The following is an 11,849-nucleotide window of genomic DNA, read 5'->3' as shown; positions in this document are numbered from 1 at the left end:
TGCCATTGTTCTGCATTCATTGTTGCCGAAAACTGTGTATTCCTAATTGCCAAAAACTCTGCACTCTTAATTACCGCTTACACTATTCAATAATTTCGGAATAAATTGATGTTAAAATGTTGTTTTAGCACGGAATAAATAACGATAAGCGCAGCAGTTTTCCGTTTTTATCAAAATCGAAATGCCATTGATTATCCGATTCGGCGTCATCGGGTATGGCGAAAGTTTTTAAGCCGTTTTCTTCATCAAGCATTATCCAGCTGTCTTTTTGGTGGAAGCTATTTTTCAGCTCTTTGAGCTTTGTATTTTCGGTAATCGTTCCTTTGTTTGTTTGCAGTTTGATGCCGCTTTTAAATTCTACCGAAATCAATGCGGCTTTATTTTCATCGTTGAGTTCAAATCGCAGGTTTGGGTAATCCAGATAACGGGTTGTACCTTCATCGAAATAAGTACCGCATTCGGGTTGTTCTTGTGGTGTGGCAATTTTGCCTTTCCCAAACAGCTTTTCATATTCTTTTACATTTGCCGTTATGCGAACTGAACTATTTTCAGGTGTAAGAATTTCAGCAACATACAGATATTCCCGTTCTACATTTTCTGTATTGTGCAATGCCGTAAACGTGTTGACGAGCTGCCTATCCATTACGATATAATCTGCCGCGTAAGGCGTTAAACTTTCATCTTTATTGCCCAGCCAATTCCCTTTTATTATGCCGTTTTCAATGGTGTCAACGGCATAAAAGCGGTCTTCCGCAAAGATGCTGGCATCTATTTGACCGGTGTATTTCCATTGCTTATCCTTATTTAAGAAAACGGCGTAATGAACATCAAAATTATTGCCGCCGCCACGACCTTCGATAGACAAGCTTAGCAGGGCATCCGATAGACCATCACCGTTCAGATCGCCGCGGATGATTTTGTGCAGCATGTCGTTCCAGGTAAATTGCTTTTCTTCTTCAATACCTACATCTTTCAGAAAGACGTTGTCGGTTTTCAGGTTTTCAAAAGCCTGCATAATCGCGTTGCTGTCACTGACGGTAACCAATGTGTCGGGATTTGTTGCGGTATTTTCCGCATTGGACTGATGTTGTCTGCAACCCATCATCCATCCTGCTATGAGGAAGCTAAACGTGATTAAAAGAAATGCTTTTTTCATCTGATATTTATTTAACAATCATTTACTATTAATAGATCTGCTACTTTTTTCAATGGTTTTTCCTGATCGTTTTTATCGGAAAGGAAGAAATAAAGATGCTGGCATTCATAAAATTCGCTCAGGTCTAAAATCAGATCCGGCAAACCGTCATTGTTTAAATCTCCTGCCCAAACTAAGGTAGGATTGGCGTATTCTATATTTTCTACAACGGCGAGTTCCGGTGATTTTTCCGCATTGCCAAAGAACAAACGATAGCCCGAAATTTTTGTATTATTGTTAAGCTCTTCGTTGGTTTTAGCCCTCAATTCGTCGATCGTCATAATCTGTCCGTTTTCATCCAAACAAGAGCCAACAGGCGATAAATGGTATTCTTTTCCATCGAAACTAAAGGACACATCGTGTTCGGGAAACAGCATTTTATCTTCCAAAACAGTAACCGGATTTGCCGACAAACCTTCAAACGGCGTAAAGAACAGTACCGCATCTTCGTGTTGAGATTTGATAATCATCACATCTTCACCTACACATTCATCACGTCCGTAAGTTATTTTCAGTTCGACTTTTCCGATGTTCCACTGTTCGGTTTTAGGATCTTTATAGATTTCGTACCAGTCTTTATCTTTTACGTTTTTCGGATAGCCGGTACTTTCCTTTCGGTATTGCGTAGGCAAAAGGATGTTCACATTTTGAGGAAAAGGAATGACAGCTTCCGTTTTTTCAGTCGAAACCAATGTGTCGTTTACACTTGTTTGCGTGTCGGTCTTTTCGGCGGAATTTTTTGATCCGTTTTGGCAGGAAGACAGACTTATTATCATACAGCAAAACGAAATTCCTATCTTAAAAATCCTTAAATTCATAAGTCCTATTTATTTAATTTTAAAACGATAGCTACCCCTAACATACTGCTCAGTGCTTTTATTCCACACTTTGAAATCGGTTTGATACGCTTCATACACTGCCGAAGCAGCCGGTATCCCGTTATTTAATGCAATAACCTGCGCATCCTCTTCGGAAAGACCGTCGCTGCCAGCAAAAAGGTCATTTCCTTCGAGGGGTATCGGACGGGCGGCATCGTGAACCTGCTCTATGGCACCCACCTGTACTTTTCCGTTTTCTGCTTTCCAGCCGGATATTTTTAAAACTAACTTAAAACGCTCGTCCGGTTTCACCGTATTTTCATCAGAAACCAGTTCCCCGCTTTCCAGCATCAGGAATGCACTTTCCACTTTTGCACCACCGGTTTCTTCCACTTGAATTCCATTGCGGATTTTTTGGTCGCTCTTGCTTACTGTTTCCAGGTTGTCTGCTGTTGGATTGCCTGTACTTGCACTGAATTTGCAGGCGGTAAGGCTCAATATTCCTAAAAGGAATACAGCTTTTGATAGGATGTTTTTTGTGTTCATACTATTTTTATTTGATGATGATTATAAAATTTTCTTGACTTCCATTAAAACTTCGGTGTAATGATGCCCAGTTTGTGCAGATTGAAAGAAACCTTGCAGCTTTATCTTTTTGTTTTCGTAATTCTTGAAATCTATTTTCTTATCTCTGCTGTACACCTGAATTTCGGTAATGTTGGTAACGTTTTTATCGGCAGTTTCATCGTTTTGTTGCTCAACATAGCCGTAAGCATTGACGGGATAATCGGGCTTTAACATATACACCCAAACTTTTTCGTCTTTTTCGGGTGTTTCGCCGTAGTTCGGTGCTCCGTAAAACATTTTTTTGATAAGCGTTCCGCTGATGACGGAAATAGCAGGTTCATAATAATATACACCGGGCAGATGTTTCATTTCCTGAAAAGCGATTTTCCCAAATTCTTTGGTGGTCAAATGCGTAACATCTTTGGAAGGTTTTGTATCGAAACCGGAATAATGTTCTACATCCAAGCGGTGCAAGAACCAATTCTTTGGAGCAACATCATATTTAAAGGTAATGTAGCGTTGGTCGAAATCATTATCGTCCACAGGAACTTTTTGTTCAAAGGTAAAATAGCCGTTTTTGATAACCACTTTCAGGTTGTTGGCATTAAAGGTGTCATCAATATCAATCAGTTTATTGTTGTTTTGAGCGGTTTTATAAGTACCGTTGCTTTGCTGCATTAACAGCAAAATTCGACAACTGATTTCCGGACCAAAAATAACCAGTACCACATCTTTTTTCAATCCGTCTAAATTCAAATCGCCTTCGGCAAAAGCGGCTAACTGAAAGCCATCGGGAATATATTTTGCGAATTGTTTTTGGGCTTTGTAAACCGGCATATCCTTATTTTCTGCTGTTGCTTTTGTATTCGCTTTTTTCAGGATCAAATCTTCGGTGGCTTCGGCAAAACTGATTGTTCCGGTTTGTGCAGCCGTTATTTTTTGTCTTTCTTTCAGGTTTTCTACGCCGTGGTTTTTTGTGGAAGCCGTGTATTCTTTAAACTCATATTGCCCGTCTTTTGTTTTTTCAAATTGGATGGAAATATCGGACAACGCACTTCCGCTGCCCAGCGAATAATCTACCGACAAAATAGTTCCCGACAAGGACGGATAAGTTCCGCCCGAAGTACTCAGCATATCTTTACTCATCAATAAACTACTATTTTCTGCGATTTTGGTGAGCTTGCCTTTTTCGTTGTGCAACAAAATAAGCGTTTCAAAATCGTCCGGTTCATCGGAAACCAATTCCAGTAAAATATCGCCCGAAGATTGCTTTAAGCCATCACCGGAAGTATCTGCAAGCGTATATCCTTTGGGAATAAACGGCTTTAGCTGCTTTTCACTGATTTGGGCATGGGCGGTAATGATGCCGCAACACAAAAGGAAAAGAGATAAGAATATTGTTTTCATCATTTTATTATTTTACTTCATTTTTTTACCTGTAACCATTTGTTCAAACAACGATTTCTATTGTATTGCTGTCGATGACACTTCGGAAAGCTTTTACCTTTTTCCGGTTGTTTTCATCATACATCACTTTGAATTTTAATCCGGGTTGAAATGTGGCTGCCTGAAAATCAGGAATGTGTTCCACCATTTTTGTTTGCCAGGTTTCGCCTTTTTCATTGGTAACGCTTACTTCCATTTTCAATACAAAGCTTTTGCTTGCCATTCCGCTTGACATTGTAAAATCTGCAACATCACATTTTATAATAGTTGCAACGGCAGGAACACCTTTATTGACGGCGTTTTTGCCTATGCTACGCAGGAAGAGAAATGCACTCAGCGATACGAAAACCATTATTGCACAAAAGATGTAAATGCCTTTTAGAATATTAAAATAGGCTAAAACGGAAAGGCTTAATGCAATTAAAATCAGTAGTATTAAAATCGTCTTTTTCATAATTTTAATTTTTAGTTTGGTCAAAAACCACTTTCGATTTATCATTGGGGTCATATAACACTTTGAAGCTGACACCGGGCTGAAAAATGCCGATTTGGGTAATGTTGATCATTTCTTTCATTGTTGTCTGCCAGGTTTCGCCTTGCGGATTGGTAACATTCACTTCAATAATCAGTTGGTAATTCTGATTGACACCACCCATAGAGATTTTCATATTACCTTGTCGGGAACTGATGACGGTTGCGGTTGCGGGCAATCCGTTGGCGAGCGTTTTGGGTTGCAGGGCTTTTTTTGCCTGTTTTGTGGCAAAAAATACAATACCAAGAATAAATACGATGAAAACAATTACGCCCACCCAGAATATCGGACCAAATTTTTGATTGACCAAATCAAATGCTCCCGATTTCCAAAAGCTGTAAGCCGTTGGTATTAGCGGTATGGCAATTGCGAGTACGATAAGGAGATAAATGTATTTTTTCTTCATAGCTCACATTTTAAAGTTTAACATTGACTACATAAAACCGATAGAAAACACGGTTTTTTATCATCGTCCCATATATTTTGTTACTGCATTTTTTGCCTCCAACAAGCCTGCACCTGTTAATTCCACATACCTTTTTGCGGCAGCTATTTGATTGCCTTCTTTAATGAATTGTTGAAGTTGCACATCCGCCGCAATCGGATCTGCACCGGATAAAACTTCCGGGTTATCCAACGAAGGTTTACGAATACCTAAGTGGGAATAACTGTAAATTCTGTCCACCAACATCGTTAGCCGTTTTACTTCGTTTTCGAGTGCTGTGATACGCGTATCTGTATTTTGATTTTCTTGTTCGTTCATTGTTATTTGGTTTAAATTTTATTTTTTTTACCACATAGGTACATTAGAAAATACAGCGTTTACGGTTGCATAGTTTCCGCCTTTGGCGGAACATAGCTGATGTGCTTTTATGTCTTCTTTTTTTAGCATTGCAATTCTATGTTTCTATGTGGTTTATATTTTATTTTTTACTTCGTAATGCCAGTCATCGTTTTCAAAAATGATGTCTTTGTATTTATTTTCGGGATTGTACAAAACCCTCACTTCTGTTTTTCTTCCGAAGGAATTCAAATGATTTACCGGAATGATTTTGTCTTTGATTAACGTACGCCAGGTACCGCCATCTGTACCGTCTATCTGTACCTGAAAGGCATACAAACGCCCAGCTTCTTTACCATTGTCCATTACTTTGCCGATCGGGTTCATATTGATGATAACAGCGTGGGCACTCTGCCAAGTGGTGGTATCCAAATTTTGTTGCTTTTTCTGAATATCTGAAAGTTGCGATACTTGTTGGTTTTCTTTGATGCTTTGCAGAATAACAGACCGTATGATAAAGGACAACATCAAATAGATACCGAGCGTTATTAAAAATGCCATTTGCCATTTAAATTTGTTTTCCAGCAAATACCAGCAACTGCCGAAAACCAATAGCAGTATCCAGAAGAAAATATCTAAACGGAATATTTTTGGTTTGTTCATAATTTCTAATTCATAATTATTATTTCACTTCATAATGCCAGTTTTCATTTTCCGGGTCGGGAATGATTTCCAAAGGATTTTTCGGATTGTACAGCACCATCATTTGCGTATATTTCCCGAACGATTGCAGATGCGATTTCGGAAAGTAGCAGTTGCGGACAATACTCAATCCACCGAGCGGATTGATAAAATCTCCTGTGAAAATTCCTGCGGGTTTTACTTCTATATCCAAAAGATAACCTTCCAAATTTCCATTCTTTAGCACTTCTACCGGTTCCCGCCATCCGTGGATATAGACGAGGAACTTTTCCCAACCTGCGGTATCTTTTTTGGGCTCTTTCATATAGTCCGCATAGTCCATTTGACGAGTACCACTCGCTGTATTTCTTGTAGCGTTTTGCATATTTTCAGTTTTATATAGATTGGTCGCTTTTTCGCCCATCTGCGATAGTGTATTTTTATCAAAGCCGAATTTTTTGAATGCACTTCTTAATAGGAATTTTAATACAAATACCCCGATAAGGACAAAGACTATTATACCACCGATTACATATAGGATACTGCTTTCCATTGATTTTAGATTTTAAGAATTAAACTTCATAATGCCACGGCTTTTGCTCCGGGTCGGGTATCACCTTGTCGCTTAACTTTTTCGGGTTGTACCATATTATCAATCCGGTATATCTGCCGAAAGAGTTCAAATGGGATTTGGGGATATAATATTGCTCCATTACAAATTCCACATTGCGCATGGTGGCTGTGTTCAAAGCACCATCGTATTTTACCGTCATATCCAGCAGGATACCTACTATGGCTCCGTTGTCGGTTACTTCCACCAGGTTGTAAAGCATCGTGATAAACGCCCTTGTCCGTTCCCAGCCGGTGGTATCTTTTTTCGGCATCGCCAAAACTTCTGAAAGGGTGATTTGCTTGTTCATTTTCCTATTTTTTATCCACCACAAAAACAGCATAGGCAAAACCTTTTTCAGCCAATACTTTAGGTGTGCCATTTTCCCATACAACCGCCTGATTATCGTTATCGCCTGCGGCATACACTTTATTATTCCACACATAAACCGAACTTATCCTGGCATCTTTTGTTCCTCCATTTAAATTGCTCGCGATACCGTTTTTCCACAATTTTGCCGCAGGATCTTGAAAGCCTCCTGCATAAATATCGCTTCCCGATAGGAAGATGGAATTGCACGCCGCATCTTTTGAGCCATCGGTAAGATTTGTTACCTCTGTGTTTTTCAGATATCTTGCAACCGTTCCTTTGGAACCAGCAGTATAGACATCACTCCCCGAAACAACCAAGGAATTTATATTGTCTAAATCCGGTACATTGACTAATTTTGGTACAGCAGCTGTGGGATTTACCCAATAATACTGCGTTCCACTGCCGCCAATATAACCTGCCACATATACATCGGTACCTTGCACATAAATGCTACTTACCTCTCTTAACGTATTGGCAGTAGGAGGAGCTGTCCAGTACAGCTTTCCGTTTTTCCATATTTTACCACGGTCTGTACCGCTCATAATCTCATACCCACCTACATAGACATCGCTACCCGATATAAAAATGGTAAAAGCATTCGCACTGTTCGTACCATCGGTCAGGTCAGTGGCGACACCATTTTTCCATAATTTGGCTACCCGTTTTGCACTTGCATTGAATTCACTTCCTGCTACATATACATCATTACCCGATACGAAGACCGCATTGGCAGTGGATTCATCCGCTCCACTACCCAGTTTTGTGGCTACACCGTTTTTCCATACGGTAGCCACATATTGCCCGCCGATAAATGCTTCACCTGCTACATAGACATCTGTCTGCTCTGTTTTGGGATTGGGGTCATCGTCCCGGTCTTTGGAGCAGGAATTGAAAATAAGCCCCGTTGCAAGGAGCAAAATCATCGCGCCGAAAAATCTGTTTTTTACGTTTATTGTTGTCATAATTGTTGTAGTTTAAATGGTTCATCATGCTTAAATGTGAAAAAGATAATAGCCTTTAATTTCCTGTTCGGGATACATTTTACTCCAAATGTGAAAATCGACCCGGAAAAAATCGACTAAGCGGTCTATATCATCAATGATTGCCGAGAGCGATATTTTTTGTACGGCTTGCAGCGATAAGGTGGCATAATCAGCAAACATATCGCCGGACTGCAATAAACGTTGCCCTTCATCGGTGGTGATGGTTTCGGTGGCACCAATGCTGATGACATCGCTTATTCCTTTCCATCCTTGAATAATGAGGTGGATTTTTATTTTTTCGCCTATATTGATGATGTTGCCGTCCCGCACCAATGGTCCTGATGCGTATTGCAGCCAGGCTTGTTCTATAATAAGCCCGCCTTCGGCTTGCACTTCTATTCCGTTTCTGATTTTAATGTTCATAGTATTGTTGATTTAAAAATTGATATTCATTTCCACCATTTTTCCTGTTCTTTTGCTTGGGCTTCGCGGATGCGGTTCTCGTCATCTACACCTAATTGTGCCGAATGCCAGGCAGTAACGTAGTTTTCCCAACCGTTTTTAAGGTAGTGGAGATTGATGTACACATCGCCGTCATCACCCAGACGGAACAGATCCTGTGGCTTTGTCCAGCCGCCGCCATTATGCCACAGACAGGGTTTAGACTTTCCGGTTTTATTACTTGTCCATTGTCCTTCAAAGTAATTTCCTTCATAGGGCATGTCACCATAATACAGTAATTGGTCATCGGCCATTTTGCCATCCATTAAAATAAACCCCTTGCTTAAGGTTCCGGTTATTTTTCCCGAACCGTATTGTTCTTTATCTTCTTGTAGGTTTATAGAAGCGGTAAATTTGCCAGCGCGTATATTTTGAGGGATTTCGGGGTCGTCTTGAACTCGAACTGTTATAGCCGTTTTAATGGTTAAGGTTCCTGTAAATATGTAGATGTTGTTTTTTACTTTTGTTTTTCCTTTTATTAGATATTGGTACGAATTCTTTTCACTTTTTTGTACCGAAGTGAAATGAATATAAAACCGTTGGTAATCATTTCCCAAAAAGCCAATGGATTGGTTGGATACCAAAACAAACTCCGTAGCATCTTGCTTTTTAATGTCTGCATAAAAATCAAGCGTATCATTTTTTTGCGCAAAAGCTGATTGGCAAAAAAGCAGCAAGCAGAAGACGAATATACAACAGGCTTTCATAGCAGTTTGGCTTTTAAGGTCTGTCCACTACAAAAACCGCAGAAACCGCCCCTTCGTTGGCAAGTTTTTGCTGCTTGCCATCTTCCCACAAATAAGGGGCATCTTCATCGGCTCCGGCAACATAAACTTTACTGTTCCATACAAAAATGGAATTTCCATGCGTGTTGCTATTGCCACTGGTAAGACTAATCGCTGTACTGTTTTTCCAATATTTGGGTGCGTCAGTACCGTCACTTTTTTCTTCGGATCCTACTGCATACACGTCATTTCCTGACAGGAATATGGAATTACAATACGCATAATTTGTTCCGTCGGTGAGATCAACTGCGGAACCGTTCTTAACATATCGTGCCTTATTGCCCTTGTTTCCCGAAACGTACACGTCGTTTCCTTTTACAGTGATGCCGTGTGCCCAATCTAATAGCGGTACATCCATGCTGGTTTCATTTGTTGCGGAAATCTTCCAATAAACGGGATGTGCAGTGGGATAACCTACCACGTATATATCGGTACCCTGCACAGCTATTTCATAAACCATTTCGATGGTATTCTGCGGAAATGTATAGCGGAGTTTTCCGTTTTTCCAGATTTTAGCACGGCGCACACCGGATATTACTTCATATCCGCCTACATACACATCGTCCCCACTCACAACAACAGCCTGTGCAGAAGAACCTTTTGCACCTGCAAGAGCAAGGTCGACAGGTACATTGTTTTTCCAAACCGTGCCGTAGCGGAAGTAGCGGATGAAAGTCTTTCTGCTCCGGCAACATACACATCATTGCCTGAAACAAATACATCGTTTGCCGAAGAGGCTAAGACTGTATTATCTGTCAGGGTAGTAGCTATACCATTTTTCCATAGGGAGGCAATACTTTGCGAACCAATCATTTGATAACCTGCTACGTACACATCGGCTTGTTTTTCTGTCGGTGGGGTTGTGTCATCGTCCCGGTCTTTAGAGCAGGACATCAACATTGCTATACCTATTAAGAGTGTACAAACAACGGCATAGTGATTTTTTAATATATTTTCCATAATTATTGGGTTTTATTAGTCTACTTGTTGAAAAACGATGCTTAGATCTCCTCCATAATAATCTTTAGATACTGTGACAGGATATTTCTGATCAGCAGAAGTTGTAGCACCCCAGCGAAATCCGGTTATCAGTATATTTCCAGCTTCAACGGGATAAGCAGCAATCGAACCGTCTGTTTTTTGCCTCTTATACCAACTTCTTCCGTTATAAGAAACGAGATATTCAGTATCGGTGGAAATTTCTAAAGGCTCAATAGCTTGCCGTAATTCCGTATTGGCTACTGCGTTGGGAATGACAACCGATCTCAATGGTGCTTTAGTTGCAGCATCCCATATTGTAACTTTTACATTTGTTGCATTATCGGGAATTCTGAATGTAACCGCATTTATTTTTCCCTTCACTTTCGGCTTGAAGGAATATCCAAACTCATATGTTCCTGAGTTGATAAAATTTGTAGCTTTTTGATTGAAGCCGCTGTTACTCAAATACAGTGTTAATGGATTTTCTTCAGGATAAACTTTAGGTGCAGGTGTGTCATCATCTTTTGAGCAGGACATCAACATTGATATACCTAACAAAAGCGTACAAACAATTGCATAGTGATTTTTGAATAGATTTGTCATAATCATTGGGGTTTTAAATTATTTTTTAAACCGGGACAGACCAATGTTATGGAGGTTTTTTGCTTATAACCGTAATGATTTCATTGGTATATCCGAATTATATACCAAAATTATTGAGGCAGGAAATCTTAAAATAGGAGAAAAGGGACAAAATGAGGATCAGCGATCCGTTAAGATAAAATCTTTGTCGATTTTTTTCAGGTAGCCCAATGGAGTAAAGCCGGAGAATATTTTAAATTCTGAAGTGAAATGGGAACTGTCATAAAAGCCACAATCCAATGCGATGGCGGTAAGGCTTTCCTCTCTTCCGATACGGTCTAACCTGTCTTTAGCCGCATTAAAGCGGACAATACGGGCATACAGTTTTGGATGCACCCCTAAATTATGGACGAACGCCCGTTCCAGTGTTTTACGCAACGTATTGGTTTGCTCCTGAAGTGTCTTAATGTCTATATTGCCTTGCGTTTGGTTGATTAAGGCTAAGGCATTTTGTGCACAATCTATTTTTGGGCTTATGGTAGCTTTCAGGTGCTTGGCTATCAGAAATTTTTCCAGCACATTGATGGTGCCGTCTATGGACGGCATAGACTGCATCTCATCCCAGAGCAGATCCAGCTCGTTGCACCAGATATCCTCCGCACAAATAATCTGATCAGCAAAATGCTCCATATTGATGCCTGTAACTTTGGCAATGCCCAAAGGCTTAAACTTTACGCCAAGGTAATCCACCCCGTTTGAGGTTACCACTCGCGGACCTGTTCCCTGCCCGAAAAGATAAGCGGGCTGATTGAGCCTGAACGTGTTGTTGGGGAGTGCGTGATGCTCGTCCTGTTTGCTGAACGTAAAAACCAAGGTCTGGATAAGCGGTGTATAAAAGTGCTGTTCATCCGGTATTTCGCTTGCTTCGGCACAGACATACCAATAGTAGTCAACAATGTGACTAAGTGCAGGCGCAGGATGGAACACTCTGTAAATCATTCGGACAGCTTATTAT

General features: G+C 40.3%; 17 protein-coding genes. All 17 read right to left on the bottom strand.

The window, feature by feature from the left end:
- Nucleotides 1–124: 124 nt before the first annotated feature.
- Nucleotides 125–1,156, bottom strand: coding sequence for a hypothetical protein (locus IEX60_RS24005; protein WP_188753944.1), 1,032 nt, complete (start codon nt 1,154–1,156; stop codon nt 125–127).
- A gap of 11 nt (nt 1,157–1,167) precedes the next feature.
- Nucleotides 1,168–1,971, bottom strand: a complete 804-nt coding sequence (locus tag IEX60_RS24000; protein WP_188753943.1) for a hypothetical protein — start codon at nt 1,969–1,971, stop codon at nt 1,168–1,170.
- Nucleotides 1,972–2,022: 51 nt separating this feature from the next.
- The gene (locus IEX60_RS23995) at nt 2,023–2,559 is read right to left on the bottom strand and encodes a hypothetical protein (RefSeq protein ID WP_188753942.1); all 537 of its coding nucleotides are present in this window, start codon (nt 2,557–2,559) and stop codon (nt 2,023–2,025) included.
- Nucleotides 2,560–2,580: 21 nt separating this feature from the next.
- On the bottom strand, nt 2,581–3,990 hold the full coding sequence (locus tag IEX60_RS23990; RefSeq protein ID WP_188753941.1) for a DUF4431 domain-containing protein: 1,410 nt from the start codon (nt 3,988–3,990) through the stop codon (nt 2,581–2,583).
- Nucleotides 3,991–4,030: 40 nt separating this feature from the next.
- Nucleotides 4,031–4,480 carry a hypothetical protein gene (locus tag IEX60_RS23985; protein WP_188753940.1) on the bottom strand — a complete coding sequence of 150 codons (450 nt, stop codon included), beginning with the start codon at nt 4,478–4,480 and terminating at the stop codon, nt 4,031–4,033.
- A 4-nt stretch (nt 4,481–4,484) separates the two neighbouring features.
- Entirely contained in the window at nt 4,485–4,964 is a 480-nt protein-coding gene (locus IEX60_RS23980; protein ID WP_188753939.1) for a hypothetical protein, read from the bottom strand.
- 60 nt (nt 4,965–5,024) lie between these two features.
- Nucleotides 5,025–5,321, bottom strand: a complete 297-nt coding sequence (locus tag IEX60_RS23975) for a hypothetical protein (RefSeq protein WP_188753938.1) — start codon at nt 5,319–5,321, stop codon at nt 5,025–5,027.
- 153 nt (nt 5,322–5,474) lie between these two features.
- Entirely contained in the window at nt 5,475–5,900 is a 426-nt protein-coding gene (locus IEX60_RS23970) for a hypothetical protein (protein ID WP_188753937.1), read from the bottom strand.
- A 121-nt stretch (nt 5,901–6,021) separates the two neighbouring features.
- Nucleotides 6,022–6,573 carry a hypothetical protein gene (locus IEX60_RS23965; RefSeq protein WP_188753936.1) on the bottom strand — a complete coding sequence of 184 codons (552 nt, stop codon included), beginning with the start codon at nt 6,571–6,573 and terminating at the stop codon, nt 6,022–6,024.
- A 19-nt stretch (nt 6,574–6,592) separates the two neighbouring features.
- On the bottom strand, nt 6,593–6,940 hold the full coding sequence (locus IEX60_RS23960; protein WP_188753935.1) for a hypothetical protein: 348 nt from the start codon (nt 6,938–6,940) through the stop codon (nt 6,593–6,595).
- 4 nt (nt 6,941–6,944) lie between these two features.
- Nucleotides 6,945–7,964, bottom strand: coding sequence for a hypothetical protein (locus IEX60_RS23955; protein ID WP_188753934.1), 1,020 nt, complete (start codon nt 7,962–7,964; stop codon nt 6,945–6,947).
- Between the two features lie 30 nt (nt 7,965–7,994).
- Complete coding sequence (locus IEX60_RS23950) at nt 7,995–8,408, bottom strand: hypothetical protein (RefSeq protein ID WP_188753933.1); 414 nt, start codon at nt 8,406–8,408, stop codon at nt 7,995–7,997.
- A gap of 26 nt (nt 8,409–8,434) precedes the next feature.
- The gene (locus tag IEX60_RS23945) at nt 8,435–9,043 is read right to left on the bottom strand and encodes a hypothetical protein (RefSeq protein WP_188753932.1); all 609 of its coding nucleotides are present in this window, start codon (nt 9,041–9,043) and stop codon (nt 8,435–8,437) included.
- A 163-nt stretch (nt 9,044–9,206) separates the two neighbouring features.
- On the bottom strand, nt 9,207–9,845 hold the full coding sequence (locus IEX60_RS23940; RefSeq protein WP_188753931.1) for a hypothetical protein: 639 nt from the start codon (nt 9,843–9,845) through the stop codon (nt 9,207–9,209).
- Nucleotides 9,842–10,231, bottom strand: coding sequence for a hypothetical protein (locus tag IEX60_RS23935; protein WP_188753930.1), 390 nt, complete (start codon nt 10,229–10,231; stop codon nt 9,842–9,844). The genes IEX60_RS23940 and IEX60_RS23935 overlap by 4 nt, the downstream gene beginning before the upstream one ends.
- 15 nt (nt 10,232–10,246) lie before the next feature.
- Entirely contained in the window at nt 10,247–10,855 is a 609-nt protein-coding gene (locus IEX60_RS23930; protein ID WP_188753929.1) for a DUF4082 domain-containing protein, read from the bottom strand.
- Between the two features lie 159 nt (nt 10,856–11,014).
- Entirely contained in the window at nt 11,015–11,833 is an 819-nt protein-coding gene (locus tag IEX60_RS23925) for a helix-turn-helix domain-containing protein (RefSeq protein WP_188753928.1), read from the bottom strand.
- Between the last annotated feature and the right edge of the window lie 16 nt (nt 11,834–11,849).

The organism is Parapedobacter defluvii, from assembly GCF_014642075.1.
Lineage (GTDB): Bacteria > Bacteroidota > Bacteroidia > Sphingobacteriales > Sphingobacteriaceae > Parapedobacter > Parapedobacter defluvii.
The sequence above is the reverse complement of the archived record's forward strand: the minus strand, read 5'-3'. Positions and strand labels throughout refer to the sequence as shown.